This window comes from Ruegeria sp. HKCCA5763 (genome assembly GCF_013034545.1).
In the GTDB taxonomy this organism is placed as follows: Bacteria; Pseudomonadota; Alphaproteobacteria; order Rhodobacterales; family Rhodobacteraceae; genus Ruegeria.
The window spans coordinates 499,274-522,538 of the sequence record NZ_WQGF01000001.1; the positions used below are offsets into that span (position 1 = coordinate 499,274).

Annotated in this window: 26 protein-coding genes; 12 read left to right on the plus strand and 14 right to left on the minus strand. The window is 56.9% G+C overall.

All coding sequences use genetic code 11. The features are described from left to right. Positions 1-15: 15 nt before the first annotated feature. The 8 genes from GOV89_RS02475 to secG form a co-directional block, all read right to left on the minus strand. Positions 16-792, minus strand: coding sequence for an ATP-binding cassette domain-containing protein (locus GOV89_RS02475; RefSeq protein ID WP_171174816.1), 777 nt, complete (start codon positions 790-792; stop codon positions 16-18). Positions 793-917: 125 nt separating this feature from the next. Then, positions 918-1,670: a PhnD/SsuA/transferrin family substrate-binding protein gene (locus tag GOV89_RS02480; RefSeq protein WP_171174814.1), complete on the minus strand. Its 753-nt coding sequence runs from the start codon at positions 1,668-1,670 to the stop codon at positions 918-920. Then, positions 1,667-2,104 (minus strand): TerB family tellurite resistance protein, encoded by a 438-nt coding sequence (locus GOV89_RS02485; RefSeq protein ID WP_171234005.1) that lies wholly within the window; start codon positions 2,102-2,104, stop codon positions 1,667-1,669. Before GOV89_RS02485 ends, GOV89_RS02480 begins: the two co-directional genes overlap by 4 nt. 20 nt (positions 2,105-2,124) lie before the next feature. After that, entirely contained in the window at positions 2,125-2,574 is a 450-nt protein-coding gene (locus GOV89_RS02490; RefSeq protein WP_171174809.1) for a TerB family tellurite resistance protein, read from the minus strand. Positions 2,575-2,755: 181 nt separating this feature from the next. Then, positions 2,756-3,532, minus strand: coding sequence for an isocitrate lyase/phosphoenolpyruvate mutase family protein (locus GOV89_RS02495; RefSeq protein ID WP_171237359.1), 777 nt, complete (start codon positions 3,530-3,532; stop codon positions 2,756-2,758). A 154-nt stretch (positions 3,533-3,686) separates the two neighbouring features. Beyond that, positions 3,687-4,169 carry a bacterioferritin gene (locus tag GOV89_RS02500; RefSeq protein ID WP_171174805.1) on the minus strand — a complete coding sequence of 161 codons (483 nt, stop codon included), beginning with the start codon at positions 4,167-4,169 and terminating at the stop codon, positions 3,687-3,689. A gap of 123 nt (positions 4,170-4,292) precedes the next feature. Continuing rightward, on the minus strand, positions 4,293-5,936 hold the full coding sequence (locus GOV89_RS02505) for a CTP synthase (RefSeq protein WP_171089286.1): 1,644 nt from the start codon (positions 5,934-5,936) through the stop codon (positions 4,293-4,295). 160 nt (positions 5,937-6,096) lie between these two features. Further along, entirely contained in the window at positions 6,097-6,462 is a 366-nt protein-coding gene (gene secG / locus GOV89_RS02510) for a preprotein translocase subunit SecG (protein WP_171174800.1), read from the minus strand. A gap of 151 nt (positions 6,463-6,613) precedes the next feature. Between secG and nthA the strand changes: the two genes are divergently transcribed. From nthA to GOV89_RS02535, 5 genes are all read left to right on the plus strand, one after another. Then, the gene (gene nthA / locus GOV89_RS02515; protein WP_171237360.1) at positions 6,614-7,228 is read left to right on the plus strand and encodes a nitrile hydratase subunit alpha; all 615 of its coding nucleotides are present in this window, start codon (positions 6,614-6,616) and stop codon (positions 7,226-7,228) included. After that, positions 7,225-7,902 carry a nitrile hydratase subunit beta gene (nthB, locus tag GOV89_RS02520; protein WP_171237361.1) on the plus strand — a complete coding sequence of 226 codons (678 nt, stop codon included), beginning with the start codon at positions 7,225-7,227 and terminating at the stop codon, positions 7,900-7,902. The genes nthA and nthB overlap by 4 nt, the downstream gene beginning before the upstream one ends. Then, complete coding sequence (locus GOV89_RS02525) at positions 7,899-8,228, plus strand: nitrile hydratase accessory protein (protein WP_171174794.1); 330 nt, start codon at positions 7,899-7,901, stop codon at positions 8,226-8,228. The genes nthB and GOV89_RS02525 overlap by 4 nt, the downstream gene beginning before the upstream one ends. A 223-nt stretch (positions 8,229-8,451) precedes the next feature. After that, the gene (locus tag GOV89_RS02530; RefSeq protein WP_171237362.1) at positions 8,452-9,747 is read left to right on the plus strand and encodes an adenylosuccinate synthase; all 1,296 of its coding nucleotides are present in this window, start codon (positions 8,452-8,454) and stop codon (positions 9,745-9,747) included. After that, on the plus strand, positions 9,747-9,983 hold the full coding sequence (locus tag GOV89_RS02535) for a DUF2842 domain-containing protein (protein ID WP_171174790.1): 237 nt from the start codon (positions 9,747-9,749) through the stop codon (positions 9,981-9,983). The genes GOV89_RS02530 and GOV89_RS02535 overlap by 1 nt, the downstream gene beginning before the upstream one ends. Here the strand turns inward: GOV89_RS02535 and GOV89_RS02540 are convergent. Next, the gene (locus GOV89_RS02540; RefSeq protein ID WP_171237363.1) at positions 9,974-10,546 is read right to left on the minus strand and encodes a GNAT family N-acetyltransferase; all 573 of its coding nucleotides are present in this window, start codon (positions 10,544-10,546) and stop codon (positions 9,974-9,976) included. The two genes, GOV89_RS02535 and GOV89_RS02540, sit on opposite strands and share 10 nt — an antisense overlap. 189 nt (positions 10,547-10,735) lie before the next feature. Next, positions 10,736-12,442: a hypothetical protein gene (locus GOV89_RS02545; RefSeq protein WP_171237364.1), complete on the minus strand. Its 1,707-nt coding sequence runs from the start codon at positions 12,440-12,442 to the stop codon at positions 10,736-10,738. Positions 12,443-12,565: 123 nt separating this feature from the next. Between GOV89_RS02545 and GOV89_RS02550 the strand changes: the two genes are divergently transcribed. Beyond that, positions 12,566-13,273 carry a thiamine diphosphokinase gene (locus GOV89_RS02550; RefSeq protein ID WP_171237365.1) on the plus strand — a complete coding sequence of 236 codons (708 nt, stop codon included), beginning with the start codon at positions 12,566-12,568 and terminating at the stop codon, positions 13,271-13,273. Here the strand turns inward: GOV89_RS02550 and GOV89_RS02555 are convergent. From GOV89_RS02555 to GOV89_RS02570, 4 genes are read right to left on the minus strand one after another with little or no spacing between them, the layout of a single operon-like run. Then, positions 13,218-14,132 (minus strand): DMT family transporter, encoded by a 915-nt coding sequence (locus GOV89_RS02555; RefSeq protein WP_171174782.1) that lies wholly within the window; start codon positions 14,130-14,132, stop codon positions 13,218-13,220. The two genes, GOV89_RS02550 and GOV89_RS02555, sit on opposite strands and share 56 nt — an antisense overlap. 45 nt (positions 14,133-14,177) lie before the next feature. After that, entirely contained in the window at positions 14,178-14,594 is a 417-nt protein-coding gene (locus tag GOV89_RS02560) for a GFA family protein (protein WP_171237366.1), read from the minus strand. 24 nt (positions 14,595-14,618) lie between these two features. Then, positions 14,619-15,992 carry an L-serine ammonia-lyase gene (locus GOV89_RS02565; protein WP_171174778.1) on the minus strand — a complete coding sequence of 458 codons (1,374 nt, stop codon included), beginning with the start codon at positions 15,990-15,992 and terminating at the stop codon, positions 14,619-14,621. Position 15,993: 1 nt separating this feature from the next. Next, on the minus strand, positions 15,994-16,695 hold the full coding sequence (locus GOV89_RS02570) for a glutathione S-transferase family protein (RefSeq protein ID WP_171174776.1): 702 nt from the start codon (positions 16,693-16,695) through the stop codon (positions 15,994-15,996). 167 nt (positions 16,696-16,862) lie between these two features. On the opposite strand from GOV89_RS02570, the gene rpiA reads away from it, so the two are divergent. The 6 genes from rpiA to GOV89_RS02600 all read left to right on the plus strand — a co-directional run bounded on the left by rpiA (position 16,863) and on the right by GOV89_RS02600 (position 23,047). Beyond that, positions 16,863-17,651, plus strand: coding sequence for a ribose-5-phosphate isomerase RpiA (gene rpiA / locus GOV89_RS02575; RefSeq protein ID WP_171174774.1), 789 nt, complete (start codon positions 16,863-16,865; stop codon positions 17,649-17,651). A gap of 125 nt (positions 17,652-17,776) precedes the next feature. Next, positions 17,777-19,135, plus strand: a complete 1,359-nt coding sequence (gene gor / locus GOV89_RS02580) for a glutathione-disulfide reductase (RefSeq protein WP_171237367.1) — start codon at positions 17,777-17,779, stop codon at positions 19,133-19,135. 72 nt (positions 19,136-19,207) lie between these two features. Further along, entirely contained in the window at positions 19,208-20,350 is a 1,143-nt protein-coding gene (gene hflK / locus GOV89_RS02585) for an FtsH protease activity modulator HflK (RefSeq protein ID WP_171174770.1), read from the plus strand. Further along, on the plus strand, positions 20,350-21,228 hold the full coding sequence (hflC, locus tag GOV89_RS02590) for a protease modulator HflC (protein ID WP_171174768.1): 879 nt from the start codon (positions 20,350-20,352) through the stop codon (positions 21,226-21,228). The genes hflK and hflC overlap by 1 nt, the downstream gene beginning before the upstream one ends. Further along, complete coding sequence (locus tag GOV89_RS02595; protein ID WP_171174766.1) at positions 21,228-21,422, plus strand: DUF2065 domain-containing protein; 195 nt, start codon at positions 21,228-21,230, stop codon at positions 21,420-21,422. The genes hflC and GOV89_RS02595 overlap by 1 nt, the downstream gene beginning before the upstream one ends. Before the next feature lie 110 nt (positions 21,423-21,532). Further along, a complete protein-coding gene (locus GOV89_RS02600; protein WP_171237368.1) occupies positions 21,533-23,047 on the plus strand; it encodes a Do family serine endopeptidase in 1,515 nt (504 codons plus the stop codon). The last annotated feature ends 218 nt before the right edge of the window (positions 23,048-23,265 follow it).

The following is a 23,265-nucleotide window of genomic DNA, read 5'->3' on the forward strand; positions in this document are numbered from 1 at the left end:
GTTCTGTATTTGAAGTTAAGCCGCCTGAGTGGCGGAGAGAAAGCCCCGAAGCCGTTCGGATTCGGGTGACGTAAAGATATCTTCGGGCGTGCCTTCTTCCTCGATCAGACCTTGGTGCAGAAACACCACGTGGCTTGAGATGTCGGCAGCCATTTTCATGTCATGGGTCACGATGATCATGGTACGCCCTTCGGCGGCCAGATCCTTGATCACCTTGATGACCTCTTGTTCAAGCTCGGGGTCCAGTGCCGAGGTCGGTTCGTCAAACAGCAGCGCTTCGGGTTCCATACACAGACCACGCGCAATGGCGGCACGCTGTTGCTGACCGCCGGACAACTGGGCGGGGTAGACGTCGCATTTATCTCCGATGCCGACCTTTTCCAGATATTTGCGCGCACTGTCTTCCACTTCGGCCCGGTCACGGCCCAGAACGGTCACGGGGGCCTCCATCACGTTTTGCAGGATGGTCATATGCGCCCACAGATTAAACTGCTGAAAAACCATCGACAGGTTTGTGCGAATGCGCATGACTTGTTTGGGGTCGGCAGGGCGACGCGCATGGCCTTCACCGGACCATTTGACAGGTTCGCCCTTGAACAGAATCTCTCCCTGCTGGCTGTCTTCCAAAAGGTTGCAGCAGCGCAGGAGCGTTGATTTTCCCGATCCCGATGAGCCGATCAGCGAAACTACGTCGCCACGATGAGCTGTAATATCCACCCCCTTCAACACCTCGAGATTACCGAAGCTTTTGTGAAGGTTTTTGATTTCGATGACGGGAGCGGTTTCTGTCACGGGCAGTCCAGTGGTTGGTGGTGTTGGTGCGGTACTAGGACCGAAAAAATAGGTCAATGCAATGCGCAAATGACAGAATCAAGACCTCAAACGCCCAAAATGACTAAATGCGTTCGACAATTTGGTCAGCTGTTCGAAAGTAAGGCGTTTGGGGTCGGAGGGTTGGGAACAGCCAGGTAATCCGAAGCCTGAATGTCCACTAGGCCCCTCAGGGACAGTTGTTGCCGATCCGTGTCCTCTAGACCTTCAATGGCTGCGCGCACGGCAAGCGCGATTTGCGCAGCGTTTTGCCCTTGTGCGGTAATGTAGGGCAAAGTTGGGGTTGGCACGGTCCTCGTCACCTCTTGCAGGCGGTCATTCTGGTCGGTGTATTCCTGCAGCAGATGCCATGTCAGCGCATCCAAAGCTGCAAAGTCTGCTTTCCCCTCGGCCACGGCTTGCGCAGAAAGCGCGTGCCCGCCCGTCTCCAAAACTGCGGCGGGGCGCAGGTTCAACTGTGCCAAATGCGTGATTGGGGCCGCCCAACCGGACTGAGACACAGCCTCGTTATAGGCAAAGGTACCTTGTGTCAGATCTGTGAGGTCGCGGGTATCATCCCGACGTTTGACAAAAACCGAGTTGTAATGGCCAGCCGGGCAATCTGGCAGGCCATAATCTGGCGTTCCAACCAATTGCACATGACCATGCAGTCGGGTCCGGTACGGCATTCCGCATGTCTGAGCCAGAATCAGATTCGGATCTTGCCAGACCCCCCACATGTCCTGATCTCTGGTCAGGTGATCTGGGCCATAACCCAGATGATTGCGGATCAAGGTCCAGAACCGGTCATTGGCAGCTTGAAGCGCAGGCATGTCATACATGCCAAGCATTGCGATCACGATTTTGCAGCCCTTTGGCGCGCCAAGGCCGAATCCACGTCGCTTACACCCAACAGGCTGACCACGAGACGCAGCAGAGAGTCTTCTTCGCCAGTGCGATGACCGTCAGCAAGCGCTACGGACCACAGGGCCTGGACCACGGCCAGCCGGTCCTCATAGGCGACAGCCTCTTTGATGGCACGGGTAAAGCGGACCGTGTCGGGGGCTTCGGCCTCCAAATCCTCGGCCTGCGCGCGCAGTGCGGCGCTTTCGAACGGAGACAAGCCATAGCGTTCCGCAGAAATACGGTCGATGCGCGCCATCTCGGAATCGGAATAGTCGTTGTCGGAACGGGCCAGACGCACCAGCAAGGCGGTCAATGCAAGGCGGGCGTCGTCGTCAACAAGCGGGTCGGGTTGAGGCTGCGTGAGCCTGGAAAGAAAGTCGCTGAACATGGGCTAGATATAGCGAGCGCCTAACTCACATCCAAGCGGCTTTGTACGCGTTCGCGTGCGGCCTTGCTGTCATTAAAGCTCAAACCCATGGCGACACGGGCTTCTTCGACGATCTTCATCTCGCCTTCATCTGTGCTGCCATCGGCCAAAACAACTTCCCACAAAGCATCGAGCGCGGCCAGACGCTCTTTCAGGTCCGTCGTCTCCCGGATCAGCTTACCAAAAGTGTCGGTTTCGGGCGCAGCGGCATGAAGCTTTTCGCAAGTTGCCCGAACTTTTGCCGCCTCGATCGCATTATGCTGGTAAAGACGGGCTAAAATCTTGTCGATCAGGCTGATCTCTTCCAGTTTGTAATCCCGATCCGCCTGCGCCACACGCACCATGAGCGCGCCCAGGGCAAGCTCGGCATCCGGGTCGGGCAGGTGTTCATGTTGAGGCGGCCTGAGCGCCTGAAAGAATTTTTTCAACATAAAGTCAGGTTATTCCATATTTTGTGGTCCGCCAAGCGAAGACTACCTGCCATAGGTCAGAATGGTCACAAGATTGCCGATTGATCGCGTGTCCCTCAGAGCCGGTATCCACAGCTTGCAGTGTTCAACCGTAAGGTGAAGAAAACTACTTCGGAAGGCAATACTACCGAATTGGGCGCGGTTAGCCCTGATAGTTCAAAGCGGCCTGCGCCTGCTCGGTCAGCCACGTGATCATCTGACGGTAGGGCACCGGCCCATAGCTGACACGCGCCACGCCCAATTCGGCCAGTTTGGACGTTTCAGGTGTGCCGGGCAGGGCAATGATATTGACGGGCAGGTTGGTCGCCTCGCAAAGCTGGCCAATCATTGTTTCGTCTTTCAGGCCCGGCGCGAAAAATCCACTGGCGCCCGCCGTTTCATAGGCCGCGGCCCGCGCAATGGCATCCTGCAGCATAGCCTGGTCATGCGTGTCAGCCGGTGTCTTGAGGAAGAGATCGGTGCGCGCGTTGACATACGCGGGGATGCCTGCACTTTCACAGGCTTTGCGCATGGCTTCAACACGCTTGGCCTGAACCGCCATGTCATAAAGGCCCTCGCCACCGATGACCTGATCTTCGAAGTTGAACCCGACTACGCCGCATTCCAGCGCACGTTTCACGTTTTCCGCGACCCCCTGCAAAGTTTCCGCATAGGCTCCTTCAAAGTCCAGCGTCACCGGCAGATCGACGGCTGAGACAATGCGGCGGGCATTATCCAAAGCAGCCTCAAGGGGGATGTTCTGCCCGTCACTGAACCCTTGAGCCATGGCAACCGGTGCGCTTCCGGTCGCAATGGCCTGTGCGCCCGCATCCCGAACTGAGCCTGCGCTGCCTGCGTCCCAGATGTTGAAAAGGATGACCGGATCGCCTTTTTTGTGAAGGCTGGTGAAGGTTTTAGCGTCCTGGATCTGATCGGTCATCGGAACTCTCCTGTTGTGGTCTGTGCAACAGTTAGTCAGTTGAAGAGGACTGGAATAGAGTTTTTTCCATCCCACACGTCACTTTGAAGTGACGACACAGGCGCTGTGCAGATCCGTCAAATACCTGTGCCGTCTGATAGGTTGGTCAAAACCGTTAGGCTTGCTCTGACGCGCCAGATACGAATTTCGCGCTGAAATTCGCCTCACCCAAACGCTTCAGCAGGTTCAATTGAGTGTCCAACCAGTCTTTGTGACCTTCTTCTTCCAGAAGGATACGTTCGAACAGAGTACGCGAGCCGACATCCCCGACCTCGGCAGCCTGCAGCGCGGCTTTGGTGTAGAAATCAACGGCCTCGGTTTCATCCTTCAGATCCGCAGCGAACATCTCTTCCAAAGAACCCGCGGCCGCCGGAGTTTTCTGAAACTCAAGTTCAGGAACGCCACCAAGGAACAGAATTCGCTCGATGAAGGCGTCAGAATGCCCAATCTCCTCTTGCATCTCACCGCGCATCTTTTCGGCGAGAATGTCGAGGCCCCAATCTTCTAGCACATGGGCGTGCAGCTGATACTGATGCGCCGCTGTCAGTTCCATATGCAGTGCTTGTTGGAGGTTGGTGATGGTTGTTGCGTTGCTCATCGGAAATCTCCTGAATCTCTGAACTGTATCCAAGGCACGAAGCAGAAACTTCGCATCCTCATACAGTTAAGAGGTCAGCCCCCACAAAACAACGTGGGGGTGACAGACCGACACAGCGGGGGATTACACCAGACGCGAGGTGTCTTTTGCAGCGCGCACAAAATCGCGGAACAGCGGGTGCGGGTCAAAAGGCTTGGACTTCAGTTCCGGGTGGTACTGAACGCCGATGAACCAAGGGTGGTCCGACCATTCCACGATTTCGGGCAAACGACCGTCCGGCGACATGCCTGAAAAGTTCAAACCGGCTTTCTCAAGTTGTTCGCGATACTTGATGTCGACCTCATAGCGGTGACGGTGGCGTTCCTCGATCTGGGTGCTGCCATAGACACCGGCAACCTTGGATCCTTCGGCGAGAACCGCGTTATAAGCGCCCAAGCGCATGGTGCCGCCTTTGTCGTCGCCGACCTTGCGTTCAACCTTGTGGTTGCCCTGCACCCATTCTTTCAGGTGGTAAACAACTGGCTCGAAACGTTTTTTTCCGGCCTCGTGGTCGAACTCCTCTGAACCCGCCTCGGTGATGCCAGCAGCATTCCGTGCCGCTTCGATCACCGCCATCTGCATGCCCAAACAAATGCCCAGATAGGGGACCTTGTGTTCGCGCGCATACTGAGCAGCCTTGATCTTGCCTTCGGTGCCGCGTTCGCCAAATCCGCCGGGTACGAGGATCGCGTGGAAGCCTTCCAGATGCGGTGCTGCGTCTTCTGTGTCGAATACCTCGGCATCGACCCACTCGATTTTCACCTTGACCCGGTTGGCCATGCCACCATGGGTCAGAGCCTCAGCAATCGACTTATAGGCATCCTCGAGCTGAGTGTATTTGCCGACGATGGCAACTTTGACTTCGCCTTCGGCATTGTGGATGCGGTCACTAACGTCTTCCCATTTAGCCAGATCGGGTTTCGGGGCAGGGCTGATCTGGAACGCGTCCAGAACCGCCTGATCCAGACCTTCCCGGTGATAGGCCAGCGGTGCATCATAGATGGTGCTCAGGTCTTGCGCCGCAATCACGCTGTCAGGGCGGACGTTACAGAACAGCGCCAGTTTCTCGCGTTCCTTGGTCGGGATCGGGCCTTCAGAGCGGCAGACCAGAATATCGGGTGCCAGACCAATCGAGCGCAGCTCTTTCACCGAGTGCTGAGTCGGCTTGGTTTTCAACTCACCAGACGCTTTGATGTAGGGAAGCAGTGTGAGGTGCATAAAGATACACTGGCCGCGCGGCTTGTCCTGGCTGAACTGACGGATGGCTTCAAAAAAGGGCAGGCCCTCGATGTCGCCGACGGTGCCGCCGATCTCACACAGCATGAAATCGACTTCATCTTCGCCAATTGCGATGAAATCTTTGATCTCATTGGTGACGTGCGGGATCACCTGAATTGTTTTGCCCAGGTAATCGCCACGGCGCTCTTTCTCGAGCACATTCGAATAAATGCGCCCCGAGCTTACCGAGTCGGTTTTCCGCGCTGCTACGCCGGTGAAACGTTCATAATGTCCAAGGTCCAGATCGGTTTCGGCACCATCGTCGGTGACAAAAACCTCGCCATGCTCAAACGGGGACATCGTGCCTGGGTCGACGTTCAGATAGGGGTCAAGCTTGCGCAGGCGAACGGAGTACCCTCGCGCCTGCAACAGCGATCCCAAAGCCGCCGAAGCCAGTCCTTTGCCCAAGGACGAAACCACACCACCAGTGATGAAAATAAAACGCGCCATAGTTTTTCGGCTGCTCCCGTGAGACGTCAAAATCAGCTGCCCGACGGTTCCGAAAAACCGCTGCATCACGGGACTTCACGTATAAAGGATTCGCGTCAAAAGCGCAAGAGAACCGCAAGATGCTGTTGCAGTCCTCTTTTAGGTTTCTAGGTTTTGTGGATCAGTCCGCTTGCGGGATCAGTGGCGCGTTGTCGCCCTGTGCCGGTGGCAGAAGATCATCTGCCGACGGAATCGCCGGAGTGCTTTCTTCGGTGGAAGCCGGGGCCGGAACGCCCAGACGATCAATCACTGAGCTGCCCGAGGATTTCTGTGCAGCCAGAATGGTCAGTGTGATCGAGGTCACGATAAAGCAAGCGGCCAGAATCCAGGTCAGCTTGCCCAGCGCGGTTGCCGCTGCGCGGCCCGTCATGGCGCCACCACCACCGCCACCCATACCAAGGCCACCGCCTTCGGACCGCTGCATCAGAACAACGGCAATCAGGCCCAAGGCCAACAGAAGGTGGATGATGAGAACGACGTTTTCCATGGTGGTCCTGTACAGCGTGGCGTGTATCGCGTGGTACTTATGCAAGTTTGTCCGCGGGGGCAAGTCAGGAGTTGGCATCACGACGTGTGATATACCATATCACGGCAAAGGGACTGGACAGAACGCTGATGAGTGACGCAGGCTGCGGCCCATGCCACATGACGATCACGACCACCCGCACGCCCTGTTACCGCCGGAACCCGCACTGCGCGTCAAAGCGCTTGAAACGATTCTGACCCGTAAAGGGCTGATTGATCCGGCGGCTCTGGATGAGATTATCGACACCTATCAAAACAAGATCGGCCCGCAGAACGGCGCGCGGGTTGTTGCCAAAGCGTGGAGCGACCCGGCTTTCAAGGCGGCCCTGCTGGAAGATGCCACACCTGTTGTGGCGGATCTTGGCTATTACGGTCGACAGGGCGAACACATGGTTGTTGTCGAGAACACGCCAGCCCAACACAACATGGTCGTCTGTACCTTGTGCAGCTGTTACCCATGGCCGTTATTGGGTATCCCGCCCGGCTGGTACAAGTCGGATGCCTACCGCGCCCGCGCCGTGCGCGAACCGCGCAAGGTGCTGGCCGAATTCGACGTCACCTTGCCCAAAGGTACATCAGTGCGGGTCTGGGATTCGACCGCTGAGATTCGCTACCTCGTCCTGCCCATGCGCCCCGAAGGCACAGATGGGATGAGTGAAGACGAACTTGCCTCGCTGGTGACACGTGACAGCATGATCGGTACCGGCTTTCCCAGGGTGGCCTCATGACCCGCGTGCACGACATGGGTGGCCGTTTCGGGGATGGGCCGATAAATCCCGAAGCAGAGGATGCACCTGTCTTTGCCGAGGACTGGCACGCGCGAGCCTTGGCGGTGACGCTTGCCTCTGGGTTTCTGGGGCAATGGAACATCGATGTGTCCCGCCATGCGCGCGAACGCCTCTCACCCAAGGATTACACGCGGTTTTCGTATTATGAGAAGTGGATCTCGGGCCTGGCCGATCTATTGGTAGAGAACGGAGTGTTGACCCATGAAGATCTGCGGGGTGGCGGGAACGACGAACCGCACCCGCTGGCAGAAAAGATGCTGAAAGCAGAGGCCGTGTCCGCAGCATTGGCCAAAGGTGGTCCCGCAGACAGACCCTCCAATGTCGCTGTGCGCTATTCAATTGGACAAGAGGTTGTCACGACTCGGCCCGCAGCAAATCGCCTTGTGGACGGTGGCCACACACGGTTGCCGATCTATGCGTCCGGCGCCAAGGGGCGCATCCTTCGCCTGCACGGCACACATGTTCTGCCCGATTCCAATGCGCATGGATTAGGCGAAGCGCCTGAACCGATCTATGCGGTGGCGTTCCCGGCATCCGAACTTTGGGTCAGTCCGGAGCATCCCGACGACGAAGTGGTGCTGGATCTCTGGCAAAGCTATTTGGAGCCCACATGAACAACTGTGTCACCCATACGGCCCCAGAGCCCGTTTTTGACCAACCCTGGCACGCGCAAGTCTTTGCCGTCACAGTCGCGCTGAACGAGGCGGGCCGTTTCGCGTGGTCCGACTGGGCGGCCCGTTTCGCGGACACATTAAAGCGAAATGGAATAGCCCGGGACCTGGATGGTGGCGACGATTATTTCCAGGCGTGGTTGGAAACCCTTGAGGATTTGCTTGCCGATCAGGGCGCCGCGCCACCACAGGATGTAAAAGCGCTGCACCGGGCTTGGGAGGACGCGTACTTGACAACGCCGCATGGGCAACCTGTGCATCTACGCTGACAAAAATTGGGGGCTCTGCCCCCGCCGCCCGTTCCGGGCGACTCCCCCGAGGTATTTTGAGCAGATGAAGCAGGGGATCCGTTCTTCATCTGGCCAAAAATACCTCCGCCGGAGGCATCGCGCGCCCGCGCGATTATCATCTGCGGCGAAATATCGGTTTCCCTGCCGTCTGAGCCCCGCTATACGAGCCGGGTTTGATTACTCAGCACGAAAAGGACCGGATATGGCCAACGTGGTTGTTGTCGGCGCTCAATGGGGCGACGAAGGAAAAGGCAAGATTGTCGACTGGCTCAGCGAACGGGCGGACGTGATCACGCGTTTTCAGGGCGGGCATAATGCCGGCCATACGCTGGTGATCGATGGCGAAGTCTACAAGCTGCACGCGCTGCCCTCGGGCGTTGTGCGCGGCGGCAAGCTGAGCGTGATCGGCAATGGTGTCGTGTTGGACCCCTGGCATCTGGTCAAGGAAATCGCGACCATCCGCGCACAGGGTGTGGAGATTACTCCTGAGACACTGATGATTGCTGAGAACACTCCGTTGATTCTGCCGATCCACGGAGAGTTGGACCGTGCGCGTGAAGAAGCGGCCAGCAAGGGCACAAAGATAGGGACCACTGGGCGCGGAATTGGGCCCGCCTACGAAGACAAGGTCGGGCGTCGTTCCGTACGCGTCGCCGATCTGGCGGACGAAGCAACCCTTGAAGCCCGCGTGGATCGTGCCTTGCAGCATCATGACCCGTTGCGCAAAGGTCTGGGGATCGAGCCGGTTGATCGTGATGCACTGATCACTCAGTTGAAAGAGATCGCGCAGGAGATTTTGCCTTTTGCGGCTCCGGTTTGGAAAGTGCTGAATGAAAAGCGTAAAGCTGGCAAGCGCATCTTATTCGAAGGGGCGCAAGGTGCCCTTCTGGACATCGATTTCGGCACTTATCCTTTCGTGACCTCGTCCAACGTGATCGCGGGTCAGGCCGCTACGGGCGTTGGGATTGGGCCGGGTTCGATTGATTTCGTGTTGGGTATTGTAAAAGCATACACCACACGGGTCGGCGAAGGACCGTTCCCGACCGAGCTGGAAGATGCGGATGGTCAGCGCCTTGGTGAGCGCGGCCATGAGTTCGGAACGACGACAGGCCGCAAACGCCGCTGTGGCTGGTTTGACGCTTGCTTGGTAAAACAAACTTGCGCGACCAGCGGAGTAAACGGCATCTCGTTGACCAAGTTGGATGTTCTGGACGGGTTTGAAACACTGAAAATCTGTACCGGGTATGATCTGGACGGCGAACGTTTGGATTACCTCCCAACTGCGGCTGACCAGCAGGCGCGCTGCACCCCGATTTACGAAGAAATGCCGGGCTGGAGCGAGTCGACGGAAGGCGCGCGCAGTTGGGCTGATCTGCCCGCCAATGCGATCAAGTACGTACGACGGGTCGAAGAGCTGATAGAATGCCCCGTAGCGCTTTTGTCCACCAGCCCGGAGCGGGACGACACCATTCTGGTGACCGACCCGTTTGCAGACTGATGGCCGAAGAAAACAAACCAGGCCTGAGTTATAAGGCGCGCCGCCGGTGGTCGTTGGTAATCCTTGTAATTGGTCTGCCACTCTACATTGTGGCTGTGGTGACAGTTGTGAACTGGCTGGATCGCCCCCCGATTTGGGTGGAGCTTTTGGTCTACGTCGTCCTGGGCGTTCTTTGGGCTTTGCCGTTCAAGTTCATCTTTCGCGGTGTCGGGAAAGAAGACCCCGATCAGTCCTGAGCCACTTGAGATGTCGGCGCTTGGTTTGGCCAGCTGAGCACTGCGCGTGCAAACGCGCGGTACTCACTTGTAAATTCCTTGGCCATGCTGAACGGTGTAGGCCAAGGGGTCGTCAGCGTCGCCTCGACCTGACCTGGTACAAGAGTTAGCTCTGCGTCGTGTTTCGCGGCCAGGCGTCTCATTTTTTGGTTGGTCGCAAGGCAAAGCATGTGAACTTCCCTGATCCCTCGGTTCTGAGCGATTGTAATCAGACGTGACAACAAGGCATCGCCAATCCCCTGATCTTGCCAGGCTTTCTCGACGGTAAATGCGGCCTCGGCGACGTGGTGCCTATGATCAGGTATCAAACGCAATTCGCCCACGCCTCGAAGGCACGAATCTGGGAAGGCTCCGAATATGAATGCTGCATCTGCAAGAATGCCGGAGAGATAGTTTTGCAGCCCCTGCGACGGAACATGTGTGCCAAAGCGCGAATATAGTGCCTCATCATCCAAGCTGTTGAAATGGCTTTCTATCAAGGCCTGGTCGTATTTTCGAAGTCGTCGAATCATGATGTCTTGCATAGCAATACCTCTGTCTGAAACGGGTGTCATGACGAGATTTCTGCCGTGAGATTACACCAGAATTCTGCGACGCAGCATAAATTTTTAAGCATTTCCACTAACAGGAGTTTTTTCCGCCGCGCTTTGCCAAGACTGCAACAAAAAAGGGCCGGGAATTACCCGACCCTTTGTCTTTTGATGTTGTTGCAGTTAGCCGACTGCGCGCTCGTCATCTGGGCGGAAACCGATCAGATTGGAGGCCGCGAACCGGCCACCACCAGCCTTTTCGATTTTCCCATCGCGCAGCAGTTGGCCAAACGACCGCAGGCTTTCTTCGCGATTGAACTCGTCCTGCTTCAAAGAGCGGACTTTGTTCATCAGTTGCGGGCGCGAGAACTGTTCCTGGCCTTCGATGAAGGAAAGATAAGCTGCTGCTGCTTCCAACAGATCGGGCAGTGATTGTGCGCCTTGATCCTGTGCAAACTGCGCAAAGCCGCTTTCTTCCGATCCGGTATCTTCTAGATCCGAAGTGACGCGACGAGGCATGACAGGACCAGTTGGTTCGCTTTGATCGTCCACGCGCTGTTCGGCAACCAGTTTCAGCGGGGCCGGAGCGTCTGCTTCAGGGCGCGCGCTTGTAACCTTCACTTGGGGGCGGCGGGGGCTGACAACGGATTCCAGATCGCCGCGATACTCGGCGTCCTTCGAATGTGTAGCGGCTTCGTCGTCAAGCTCTGCTTCTGTCGCGGCAACCGCTGTGCGCAGGTGCGAATAAGTTTCACGCGCGTCGCTGCTTGAAGGATCTTCCATGTGCTCGCCGGTTTTGGCCATTAAGCGAAGGACATCCTGTTCGGGATCAACATCATCAGTCAGTTTTTGGCTCGAGCGTTCAGAAAACTCAGATTCGATCTCGGAAATCTCGCTCAGCAGGTTCTCTTCATCTTCTGCGGTCAGCAACCCATGCGTCTGAGTGTCCTGATCATCCTGGGCAGTTTCGACCGTCACATCCTCGACGTTAAGGATGTTTGGAACGTCCTCTTCTTCGAGTTCTTCCTCGATATCTTCTTCCAGCTCCGCAAAGAGGGGTTCGGCAGGAAGTTTCGCCGCTTCGGGAGCGTCTTCAAGGTCATCGGCTTGCACGTGCTCGGGGGTCATGGGCACATGCATTTCTTCGGTTTCCGCAGTTTGCTCTTCTGATTCAACAGTTGGGAGTTCTGCTGCTTCAGCTTCTTCCGTCTCGTCAGACGTTGTTGGCGCTTCGGCTGAAAGGTCATCTGTCTCTTCTGCGTCAGCCTCATCGATAACAGGCTGCTGCGGCTCCTCAGGCATTGGCGCCGCAGGTTCGGCAAAATCTTCTGCTTTCAATGCACCAGCTTCAAAAGCTGCGGCTACTGCGTCCACAGGGGGGGTGGAACTTGCCAGCAGAGATGTGTCTTCGTCTTCGGAATATGCTGAAGGAGGAACATCCGAATGAGAGACAACTGCGCGAATGCGCTGCAGCTTGGCCGAGATGCTGTCAGCCGCTGGAGCAGGGGGTTCTCCGACTGGTTCCGCATCGGCAAGTCCGGCTGGGGCCGGATTGGGTGGCTCGTGAGTGGGGGTGTGTGCCATGGTCATCGCGCCGGCTTGCGGGGCTAGCTCCTGACGGGGGGTCTCAGGTGTCTGTGTGGCGCGCAAAAGAAGTCCGGATTCGTTCTGGCTGGCTTCCACCCGTTGGGACGCATCGCGTCTGGCAATGCGTGTCAGCATCTCGGCATCAGGTTGAGGGGGTTCAGAGCCGAAATAGCGGTCATCTGCTGCAAGATCGCGAAAATACTCGGCGATGGCTTTCATCGTCTCAAAGGAATCGTCAAATCCTTCCAAAGTGCAGGAGAAGGTTCCATAAGAAACGGTCAATACCTTGTTATTCTGTACCATCAGACGCACGTCCTTTACAAACTACGAGAGCCAGCTTACCCGGAATCGGGAGCACACACTGGCTCGGAACTTTCTGCATGAACCTATCATTTTGTGGTCTTAATGTGTCCAAATCCGGGAAAAATGGCCAATCTTAATAAAAACGAGATCATTGTACGCTCGATTGATCCAATTGGTCTGTTCGGAGGGGGATTTGTCGGTGCCGAGGACCTGAATCTGGTGCTGAATCGCGTCAAATCGGTTGTGGCCGCTGATGGTGGTGCAAAGGTTTTGACAGAATCAGGTCATATCCCGGATGCCGTTATCGGCGATTTCGATTCGCTGAGCGCGTCGACACAGGCAAAAATACCGACCGAGCGTCTATTCCCGATCCGCGAGCAGGATAGTACGGACTTCGATAAAGCGTTGCGCAGCACGCAATGTCCGCTGATTTTGGGTGCGGGGTTTCTGGGGGGGCGGCTGGATCATCAATTGACCGTATTGAATACCCTGGTCAGGCGACAAGATCAGGCGTGTATTCTGTTGGGCGAACATGAAGTGGTTTTTCACGCACCGCCACACATCCGTCTGCCAGTTGATCCCGGCGACGTGGTTTCGCTGTTTCCTTTGCGCCCGGTTACAGGGCGCAGCACCGGGTTGGAATGGCCAATCGACGGGTTGAAATTCGATCCAGCAGGTCAAGTGGGCACATCGAACCGCGCGCTGGCAGAGGTCGAGTTGCATATGGACGCGCCGGGACTATTGATCATGATCCCGCGTTCTGCGTTGGATCCACTTATGCAGGTGTTTCTGTCGGAGCAGACCGGGCAGTGGCCCGCTCGCGAAGAATGACATAGAGCCCGGCAGCGATTGTTATCGTAATGCCAAGCGCGGCAAGCCCGTCAGGCAGGTCGCTGAAGATGACCCAGCCGATTAGGGTTGCAACAGGGATTTCCAGGTACTGCATCGGTGCCAGCGTGGCTGAGGGCGCATAACGCAACGACCAGGTCATCAGCAGGTGTGCAACGGTTCCCAAGACCCCGATCGCAATCAACAGCCAGTACATGTCCGGGGCAGGCAGGGTCACAGAAATCTCCCACACATCCAGATGCGTTCCGATCACCAGAACCGGGGCCAGTACCAGAGTCGCAAGAACACCTGATACCGCCTGTAACGACACAGGGTCTGTCTCTTTGGCGATTTGCCGTGTGACCAGCATAAACAGAGCAAACACAACAGCGACGATAAGGGGCAGCAGTGCAGGCGCGCCAACCTCGGCAAAGCTGGGTTGGATGACTAGAAGCGTGCCGATGAAACCTACGATGCAGGCGATCAGACGGCGTGCGCCAACCTCTTCACCCAGAACAAACTTGCCCAACAACAACATGATAAACGGCATAACAAAGGCGATTGCGATGGCATCCGCCAGAGGCAGGAACTGCAACGCGCTGAACATTGCGGTGATGCCAATGATGTGCAGAAACGTGCGGATTATCGTCAGTCGCAGGATGCGGCCACGCATCCGCCAAGGTCTGCCGGTCAGTGCAACCAGAGGGATCAGGATCAGGGCCTGAACTGCAAAGCGGACCGTTACCAGCAACCCCAGTGGGGTGGTCTCGCCCAACAGTTTGGCCATCGAGTCGCCCAATGGGGCAAGCAGGCAAAAGCCAAGCATTAAGACAATGCCAAAAACGGGACGATCCTGAGTCATGTCCGCGACGCTAGCCGTTTCACGGTACAGTGGAAAGGCTGGATGTTAGTCTTTCGGCAAGGGCTGAACCTTTGTGTAATCTGGCCCAATGCACGTGGGTAAACCGTCATCAAGGTGCAGCCAGCTCAGCTTTTCTTCGTGGGAAACATGCAGCGTGGGCTGCAGGTCATCAGGCACCTCTAATGTCGCCACGTACAGATGCAGCACATCCGACATCTTGGCCGAACGGAACGAGATCGGTGTACCGCAATGCGGGCAAAAGCTGCGCTCAACTCCGGGTGAGGAGTTAAAGCGCTTGGGTTCTTCCCCGGTCCAGCGCCATTGGCCGTCGCGGACGGCGAAGTAGGTGGTCATCGGGGCGGCGCATTGGCGACGGCAACTGTCGCAGTGACATGTCACGCAAGACAATGGCGAAGAGTCGACTTCGTATTTGATTGCGCCGCACAGGCAATGTCCACGCATTACGACCCCCACATTATTTTGCGATCAGCAGTTTGGCACGTTCACCGCCAATCCACCAAGCGAGGTTTCCTTATACTTCTCGTGCATGTCATGACCCGTCTGGCGCATGGTCTCGATTACCGAATCCAATGGCACGAAATGTTCGCCATCCCCACGCAGGGATAATGACGCGGCGGACACTGCCTTGATGGCTCCCAATCCGTTGCGTTCGATACAAGGCACCTGAACCAGACCCGCAACGGGATCGCATGTCATGCCCAGGTGATGTTCCAGAGCAATCTCGGCGGCGTTCTCTACCTGTTCAGGTGTTCCGCCCATCACGGCACAGAGCCCAGCAGCGGCCATGGCAGACGCGCTGCCGACCTCGGCCTGACATCCTGCTTCAGCGCCTGAGATCGAGGCATTGAATTTGACCAGCCCGCCTATCGCAGCAGCGGTCAGCAGGAAATCTTCGATATGGCTTTCCGAAGCGCCAGGCACGTGATCCAGATAATAGCGCAGCACCGCAGGTAGAACGCCGGCCGCGCCGTTGGTAGGGGCCGTTACAACCTGCCCACCGGCAGCGTTCTCTTCGTTGACCGCCATCGCGTAGACGCTCATCCAGTCGTTGATTGTGTGTGGGGCGGTCAGGTTCATACCACGTTCAGCCATTAGAGCATCATAAATGCCCTTGGCGCGACGACGTACTTTCAACCCACCCGGAAGGATACCGTCTGTGGCTAATCCCCGTTCGATGCAGGCGTTCATGACCTCCCAAAGACGGGCGGAGCCTCTGGCAAAGCTGTCGGCGCAACCCCGCGCGATTTCATTTTCACGCTTCATGTCAGCAATACTCTTGCCGCTGGATTTTGCCATCTCCAGCATCTCGGCCGCGGATTTGAAAGGGAACGGCACCGGAGCGCCTTCGTCGGTTGCTTTGCCCTCGGCCAGTTCTTCTTCGGTCAGGACAAATCCGCCGCCGATGGAATAGAACACCTGTCGCAGGATCACGTCACCCTGTGCGTCCGTTGCCATCAGAATCATGCCATTGGCGTGCCCGGGCAGGGTGTTGTCATAGTCGAAAACCAGATCGGCTTTGGGGTCAAACTGTAGGGTTGGCAACCCTTCAGGGGTGACCGTATGCGTGCTGGCAATATCTGCCAAAGCAGCCTCGGCTTTGTTGTTGTCATAGGTGTCCGGTACAAAACCGGCCAAACCCAGGATTGTCGCCCGGTCGGTCGCGTGGCCGACACCGGTAAAGGCCAACGAGCCGTGCAGCGACCCTTTAAGACCGGAAAATTCAAACGGCGAGGCACGCATCATATCAAGGAAGCGCGCAGCAGCCACCATGGGTCCCATGGTGTGGGAGGAGGACGGGCCGATGCCCACTTTGAACATATCGAAGACAGAGAGAAACATATCAGATAGCTGAGCCTTCTGGAGGGGTTGGGTGAACAGGGGAGGTGAACGGGTTGGCCCCAAGACCTTCGGCCAAAATGGCCGAGCGGGTCGCCGGGCGTGTTTCAAGCTTCATTAACAGCGTTTGCAGGCAAGGCGTGTCTGTCAGTTGATACCAGCTTCGGTCTGTCATAGCAGGGTAAAGCGCCATCCAGCGCATCATGCACGCGACATAGTAGGTCAGAACGGAAGGGTGATCTGCACAGAACCAACCCGGCGCGCTTTTGGCCATTGCGTCCAGCAATTGAAGGTGACGTCTCAGGCGAGGATGTGTAGCGGCCCGCAATTTGTCGGCCTGCCGTGGGTCGATGTATTTCTCGGCATAAAACACGATACGCAGATCGGCGTGAAGCGTGTTGGACGCAAAGAACAACCACTTCAGAAAGCCTGCGCGTTCCGGGTCATCTTTTGCAGGGGCCAGCTGGCCATGTTGTTCGGATAGCCAAAGCAGGATGGCCGCTGTTTCAAAGATTGGCCCTTGCAGCGTTTCCAACACTGGGATTTGACCGTTGGGATTGAGTGCCCGAAAGGCTGTACTGTCCTGCGCATTCTGGCGCCGATCCACCAGGACCGTGTCAAAAGGCGCACCTATCTCTTCTAGCACCAGGCGGATTACCAGCGAGGCGTTATCAGGGGTATAGTGCAGGCGGTAGGGCTTCGACATGGCGGCAACTTATAGCTCAAAGATGGTCTTGTAAGACATGATTGCGACGTTTCCGATAGGAAACGCGTAGTACTTTGGTATCTTTGAGTTCGCTGGGTCACAAATTGGGGTCGCAGTCACCCGAGGCTTTCCCTATAACTTCGGCAGGCCAACTTTGGAAAGCTGCCATGACCGGAGATCTATCGCCCATCGACACTGCAAAATACGTGGCCGCGTGCCGTGCGGCCGAGATGGTCGAAGACGGAATGCGTGTGGGCCTGGGAACGGGATCTACAGCCGCTTGGTTGGTACGCCGCTTGGGTGAGCGCGTACGAGGCGAAGGCTTGCAGATCAAGGGCGTGCCCACGTCGACCCGAACGGCCCAGCTTGCACGTGAGGTTGGAATCGAGGTCATTTCCCTGGATCAGGCCGGATGGTTGGACTTGACCATTGACGGCGCAGATGAGTTTGACGCGGACCTGAACTTGATCAAAGGCGGCGGTGGTGCACATCTTCAGGAAAAGATTGTCGCCACGGCCAGCGATCAGATGGTCGTCATCGCAGACGCCGGAAAAGAAGTTGAAACACTGGGCGCTTTCCCGCTGCCGGTCGAGGTGGTTCCCTTTGGCTGGCAAACCACGCGGACGCTGATCGAAGAAGCGCTGGACACAATGGATGTTCTGGGGACCACCTCTGCGCTGCGCATGAACGGTCAGGCCCCTTTTGTAACCGATGAAGGAAACCACATTCTGGATCTGCACCTGCAACGCATCGGCAATCCGCGCCAGATGGCGCTGATCCTGAATCAGGTGCCGGGTGTGGTGGAAAATGGTCTGTTCGTCGATATCTGCGACAAGGTCGTTCTGGGCCACGGAGATGGCAGGGTCGAACTGCGGGACATCAATGCAGGTACCATCCAACTGGACCAGTTGTTGAGCGGATCCCGCGATAACCTGTTTTCCGATGTTTCGGACTAAGTTTGATGCTCTTATCTCCGACAAGCGCCCGTGAATGTTTGAATTTTCTGTGCCCAGGGGTTGGCGCCAGGGTTTTTGCGCCCAGATATCCAGAGGATTTTGCAAGTTGAACGAAGGAAACCGGCATGAGCTTTGACTATGATCTTTTTGTCATCGGCGGAGGCTCGGGGGGGGTCCGTGCTGCGCGTGTGGCGGCGGGTGAAACCGGTGCCAAAGTCGCGCTCGCCGAAGAAGACCGCTATGGCGGCACCTGCGTGATCCGGGGCTGTGTGCCCAAGAAGCTGATGGTCTTTGCCAGCGAATACTCGGGCATGGTGGGTGATGCACAAGCTTATGGCTGGGACATTCAACCCGGTGCATTCAACTGGAATACCTTCCACGGCAAGTTGGTGACGGAACTGGATCGGCTGGAAGGTATCTATCGTAACATCCTGAAAAACAACGGAGTGGAAAGCTTTGATCAGCGCGCTCGTCTTGTGGATGCGCACACAGTCGAATTGACTGATGGTACCCAAAAAACCGCTAAGCATATTCTGATCGCCACGGGTGGCCGTCCGGTCGTGCCTGATTTCCCGGGATCAGACCTGGCGATCACCTCGAACGAGATTTTCCACCTGGACAAGTTGCCTGAAAGCATCCTGATCGTCGGCGGTGGCTATATCGCCAGCGAGTTTGCCGGGATCATGAATGGGCTGGGCGTCAAGACAACACAGTTTTATCGCGGCGCGCAAATCCTGCGCGGCTTTGATGAAGAAGCGCGCGGTCTGATCTGTGAAGAGATGCGCCAGAACGGAATAGACGTGCGACTGGGAACCAACGTGCTGGAAATGACCAAAGACGGGGACCAGATCCGCGTCAAGGCAACCGATGGCACCGAGGATCGTTTTGACGTCGTTATGTACGCCACGGGCCGTACGCCAAATGCCGATAACCTTGGGCTGGAAGACCTGGGCGTTGAACGCGGTCGCAAGGGTGAGATTGTCGTAAATGAATACAGCCAGACCGCAGTGCCTTCGATTTACGCTATTGGTGACGTCACGGATCGGGTGAATCTGACACCGGTTGCGATCCGCGAGGGAATGGCTTTTGTAGAGACCGTCTTCAAAGGTAACCCGACACCTGTGGATCACGAACTGATCCCGACAGCGATCTTTACGCAGCCGGAATTCGGAACTGTTGGTCTGAGCGAAGAAGAGGCCGCGGCGCAAGAACCGATCGAAGTCTATGCCACGTCGTTTAAGCCGATGCAGAAATCGTTCGCGGGCGGAACGCAGCGGGTTCTGATGAAGATTCTGGTCAGTCAGGCCACACGCAAGGTTCTTGGCTGCCATATTGTCGCCCCCGGTGCTGGTGAGATGATCCAGCTTGCCGGAATCGCCGTAAAGATGGGGGCGACCAAAGAAGATTTTGACCGTACTGTCGCCGTGCATCCGGTGATGGCCGAAGAACTGGTGACAATGCGGCAACCTGTGCGCACGGCTTGATTTGCAACCGCGCGCACACAAGTTACAAAGGACGCCGTGATCACACGGTCAAACACAAGGGAACATGTACATATGGCGGGCAACAGCGGTGGCCCCTGGGGGGGCGGAGGCTCTTCCGGTGGCGGAGGAAATCGGGGAAATAACGGGGACGGGCGTCGCCCGCCCGAAGGCGATGGCCCGCAGATTCCCGAGATCGATGAGCTGATGAAGAAGGGCCAAGAGCAACTGCGCGTTCTGATGGGCGGTCGCGGCGGTTCGGGCAAAGGTGGCAGTGGCGGTCAAGGCGGCGGTGGTCCGGCCTTTACCAAGGGCACGATTGCAATTGGCGTTCTGGTCGCTGCAGGTCTTTGGGGTCTGGCGAGTTTCTACACCGTTAAACCGGAAGAACAGTCAGTTGAGTTGTTCCTGGGTGAATTCTCGGCCGTCGGCAATCCGGGCCTGAACTTCGCGCCCTGGCCGTTTGTCACCGCCGAGGTCATCCCGGTGACACGCGAACAGAACGAAGACATGGGCGGTGCCCGTGGCAGTGATGACGGCCTGATGTTGACCGGTGACGAAAACGTCGTCGATATCGATTATCAAGTGGTCTGGAACATCAATGATCCTGCCAAATTCCTGTTCAATCTGCGCGATCCACGCCAAACCATCCGCGCTGTGTCGGAATCTGCGATGCGTGAGATTATCGCGCAGAGCGAACTGGCGCCGATTCTGAACCGGGATCGTGGTATTATTGCCGACCGCCTGCAGGAACTGATTCAGGCAACGATGGACAGCTACGACTCGGGCGTGAACATCGTTCGTGTGAACTTTGACAAGGCTGACCCGCCGCAAGACGTGATTGCTGCCTTCCGTGATGTTCAGGCCGCTGCTCAGGAACGTGACCGCTTGCAGAATGTTGCGGACGCCTACGCGAACCGTGTGCTCGCCGAAGCCCGTGGTGAGGCTGCTCAGGTTCTGGAAGAGGCCGAAGCGTATCGTGCCCAGCAGATCAACAGCGCACAGGGTGAGGCCAGCCGTTTCAGCGCGGTTCTGGAAGAATACTCTAAAGCGCCAGATGTGACCCGCAAGCGCCTGTATCTGGAACGGATGGAGCAGGTTCTGGGTGACGTGGACAAAATCATTCTGGATGAGAACTCTACTGGTCAGGGGCAGGGGGTTGTACCCTATCTGCCGCTCAATGAGCTTCGCCGCAATTCCGGACAGGAGAGCAACTGATGCGTAAAACGACATTTATCCTGCCGGTCGTCTTTCTCGCGATTGTTGGCGTTTTATCTTCGATTTTCATCGTGGATGAACGCGAGCGGGCACTGGTTCTGCAATTTGGCCGGGTTGTCACGGTCAAGGAAGAGCCTGGTCTGGCGTTCAAAATCCCGTTGATCCAGGAAGTGGTGCGTTACGACGACCGCATCCTTTCTATCGATGTGCAGCCGCTTGAAGTAACACCTCTGGATGATCGGCGTTTGGTGGTTGACGCTTTTGCCCGCTACCGGATTTCAGATCTGGAGCAGTTCCGTCAAGCCGTTGGTGTTGGTGGCATTCCGGTTGCCGAAGATCGTCTGGACCGCATTTTGCGTGCTGAAACCCGCGAAGTTCTGGGTTCGGTATCCTCGCGCGACATCCTCAGTTCGGACCGTGCGGCGCTTATGCTGCGCATCCGTAACAGCGCCATCGCCGAGGCGCGAGCGCTGGGCGTCAACGTGATCGACGTGCGCCTGAAGGCGACTGATCTGCCGCAAGCCAACCTTGAGGCAACCTTCGACCGGATGAAGGCGGAACGGGAACGTGAAGCAACCGACGAACGCGCCCGCGGTAACGAAGCGGCGCAACGTGTTCGCGCCCAAGCCGACCGGACCGTGGTTGAACTGGTCTCGGACGCTAATCGTGAAGCCGAAATCATTCGCGGTGAGGCGGACGCTGAGCGTAACGCGATCTTTGCCGAAGCCTTTGGCAAAGACCCGGAATTCTTCGAGTTCTACCGCTCGCTGTCCGCCTATGAGCGTGCGCTGGGTGGCAGCAACAGCTCGATGGTGCTGAGCCCGGACTCCGAGTTCTTCAACTACTTGAAATCGCCCACAGGGCAGGCGACCCAGTAATGGGTATGATCCTTCTGGCTTTCGGGCTGGTGCTGATTGTCGAGGGGCTGGCCTATGCGCTGGCCCCTTCGCTTATCGAGCGTATGCTCGAAGCGTTCCGGTCAATACCTGAACAGGCGCGCCGTTTGATGGGGCTGCTATGCGTCATCAGCGGGTTGATCCTGCTTTGGGGCGCGCATCAACTGGGTTTTTGAGGCCAGAGCTTCACTTGGCGGTGATTTCCCCGCGATCCCGAGTTGCTAGCCCGACCAAACTGACTACATTGGTTGACAAGACAGACCGTGTACTGGCGGTTCTGGCAAGAATGTCAACAAGGAGAGCTCAAGTGCAGGCGAAAGCGCGCAGTGTATCCGTCCGGTGGGACGAAGTGAGTGTTTGGATGCGGCTGATGTGGCTGGCCTTTGCCGGTTCGCTGCTTTTGCTGGCGCAAACTGTTGCCGCACAGGCAAGGGGCGAAAGCCTTGCACCGTTGGCCGAAAAGATCAGCCCTGCGGTGGTGAATATTACCACGAGCACACTGATCGAAAACCAAACAGGGCCTCAAGGTATCGTGCCCGAAGGTTCCCCGTTCGAGGATTTCTTTCGCGAGTTTCAGGATAGAAACGGCGACGACGACAACGACGCTCCGCGCCGCAGCAATGCCCTGGGTTCGGGTTTCGTGATCTCGGAAGACGGGTTTATTGTTACCAACAACCATGTCATTGCCGAGGCCGATGAAATCCTTGTGGAATTCTTCCCGGGTGACGGTCAGCCCAGGAAAGAGCTGGTAGCCAAAGTCATCGGAACTGATGAGAAAACCGATATCGCTTTGCTCAAGGTCGAGGCGTCCGGCCCGTTGAAATATGTAACCTTCGGGGACAGCGATGTCGCGCGTGTGGGTGATTGGGTGATCGCCATGGGCAACCCGTTGGGGCAGGGCTTTTCCGTCTCGGCTGGTATCGTATCGGCCCGTAACCGGGAACTCAGCGGGTCTTATGACGACTACATTCAAACTGATGCCGCAATCAACAGAGGCAACTCGGGCGGTCCGCTTTTCAACATGGATGGTGAAGTGATAGGCGTGAACACTGCGATCCTGTCACCAAACGGTGGCTCAATCGGAATCGGTTTTTCGATGGCCTCGAACGTTGTTGTCAAAGTTGTCGATCAGTTGCGTGAGTTTGGCGAAACGCGCCGTGGGTGGTTGGGTGTGCGTATTCAGGACGTAACACCGGACATGGCCGAAGCCATGGGGCTTGAGAAGCCCGGAGGCGCCTTGATCAGCGATGTACCGGAAGGCCCGGCGAAAGAGGCGGGGCTGAAGGCCGGCGACGTGATCACCAGTTTTGATGGTGTCGAGGTCGAGGATACACGCGGTCTGGTTCGTCAGGTAGGCGAAACCGAAGTCGGAAAGGCCGTGCGCGTGATCGTGCACCGTGATGGCGGTACCCAGACTGTGCTGGTTACGTTGGGTCGTCGTGAAGACGCAGAACGTTCCGAAACCGGCGAACCGGAAGCTGAGGAGGCCCCGGTTGATGAGAATGCGGATATTCTGGGTCTTACCATCTCACCATTGACGGATACGTTGCGCGAAGATCTGGGCCTGGATGCGGATGCCGAAGGCCTGGTGATTTCTGACGTCGATCAGGCGTCCGAGGCTTATGCCAAGGGGTTGCGGGCTGGTGATCTGATCACCGAGGCAGGGCAGCAAAAAGTGGAAACCATCGGAGATCTGGAGCAGCGGATGGAAGAATCGCGCGAAGCTGGCAGAAAGTCTTTGCTGCTATTGGTGCGCAGGGGCGGGGATCCACGGTTTGTGGCGCTGAGCCTGGAGGAATAAGAGCAAGAGGCCGGGATAAAATTCCGGCCTTTTTCGTTGTTCGCCCGGTATTGTGGGCAGGAGCACCAGCAACAAAAAAATGAGCCATACGCAATAGTTGCGTATGGCTCAGATACAGGGAGAGGTCAGTGGACAGATATCGGGGATGATTCTCTGACCTCCTACGGTAACAACTTCACCCTAGGTCATGTTGGAACGTGGGTCTGTGAACAAGATCA

Excerpts from the sequence above, each read along its gene's own strand:
- GOV89_RS02485 (WP_171234005.1), bottom strand. The coding sequence starts at position 2,104 with ATGTTCAGCGACTTTCTTTCCAGGCTCACGCAGCCTCAACCCGACCCG.
- GOV89_RS02490 (WP_171174809.1), bottom strand. The coding sequence starts at position 2,574 with ATGTTGAAAAAATTCTTTCAGGCGCTCAGGCCGCCTCAACATGAACAC.
- GOV89_RS02495 (WP_171237359.1), bottom strand. The coding sequence starts at position 3,532 with ATGACCGATCAGATCCAGGACGCTAAAACCTTCACCAGCCTTCACAAA.
- GOV89_RS02500 (WP_171174805.1), bottom strand. The coding sequence starts at position 4,169 with ATGAGCAACGCAACAACCATCACCAACCTCCAACAAGCACTGCATATG.
- GOV89_RS02505 (WP_171089286.1), bottom strand. The coding sequence starts at position 5,936 with ATGGCGCGTTTTATTTTCATCACTGGTGGTGTGGTTTCGTCCTTGGGC.
- secG (WP_171174800.1), bottom strand. The coding sequence starts at position 6,462 with ATGGAAAACGTCGTTCTCATCATCCACCTTCTGTTGGCCTTGGGCCTG.
- nthA (WP_171237360.1), top strand. The coding sequence starts at position 6,614 with ATGCCACATGACGATCACGACCACCCGCACGCCCTGTTACCGCCGGAA.
- nthB (WP_171237361.1), top strand. The coding sequence starts at position 7,225 with ATGACCCGCGTGCACGACATGGGTGGCCGTTTCGGGGATGGGCCGATA.
- GOV89_RS02525 (WP_171174794.1), top strand. The coding sequence starts at position 7,899 with ATGAACAACTGTGTCACCCATACGGCCCCAGAGCCCGTTTTTGACCAA.
- GOV89_RS02530 (WP_171237362.1), top strand. The coding sequence starts at position 8,452 with ATGGCCAACGTGGTTGTTGTCGGCGCTCAATGGGGCGACGAAGGAAAA.
- GOV89_RS02535 (WP_171174790.1), top strand. The coding sequence starts at position 9,747 with ATGGCCGAAGAAAACAAACCAGGCCTGAGTTATAAGGCGCGCCGCCGG.
- GOV89_RS02540 (WP_171237363.1), bottom strand. The coding sequence starts at position 10,546 with ATGCAAGACATCATGATTCGACGACTTCGAAAATACGACCAGGCCTTG.
- GOV89_RS02545 (WP_171237364.1), bottom strand. The coding sequence starts at position 12,442 with ATGGTACAGAATAACAAGGTATTGACCGTTTCTTATGGAACCTTCTCC.
- GOV89_RS02550 (WP_171237365.1), top strand. The coding sequence starts at position 12,566 with ATGGCCAATCTTAATAAAAACGAGATCATTGTACGCTCGATTGATCCA.
- GOV89_RS02555 (WP_171174782.1), bottom strand. The coding sequence starts at position 14,132 with ATGACTCAGGATCGTCCCGTTTTTGGCATTGTCTTAATGCTTGGCTTT.
- GOV89_RS02560 (WP_171237366.1), bottom strand. The coding sequence starts at position 14,594 with ATGCGTGGACATTGCCTGTGCGGCGCAATCAAATACGAAGTCGACTCT.
- GOV89_RS02565 (WP_171174778.1), bottom strand. The coding sequence starts at position 15,992 with ATGTTTCTCTCTGTCTTCGATATGTTCAAAGTGGGCATCGGCCCGTCC.
- GOV89_RS02570 (WP_171174776.1), bottom strand. The coding sequence starts at position 16,695 with ATGTCGAAGCCCTACCGCCTGCACTATACCCCTGATAACGCCTCGCTG.
- rpiA (WP_171174774.1), top strand. The coding sequence starts at position 16,863 with ATGACCGGAGATCTATCGCCCATCGACACTGCAAAATACGTGGCCGCG.
- gor (WP_171237367.1), top strand. The coding sequence starts at position 17,777 with ATGAGCTTTGACTATGATCTTTTTGTCATCGGCGGAGGCTCGGGGGGG.
- hflK (WP_171174770.1), top strand. The coding sequence starts at position 19,208 with ATGGCGGGCAACAGCGGTGGCCCCTGGGGGGGCGGAGGCTCTTCCGGT.
- hflC (WP_171174768.1), top strand. The coding sequence starts at position 20,350 with ATGCGTAAAACGACATTTATCCTGCCGGTCGTCTTTCTCGCGATTGTT.
- GOV89_RS02595 (WP_171174766.1), top strand. The coding sequence starts at position 21,228 with ATGGGTATGATCCTTCTGGCTTTCGGGCTGGTGCTGATTGTCGAGGGG.
- GOV89_RS02600 (WP_171237368.1), top strand. The coding sequence starts at position 21,533 with ATGTCAACAAGGAGAGCTCAAGTGCAGGCGAAAGCGCGCAGTGTATCC.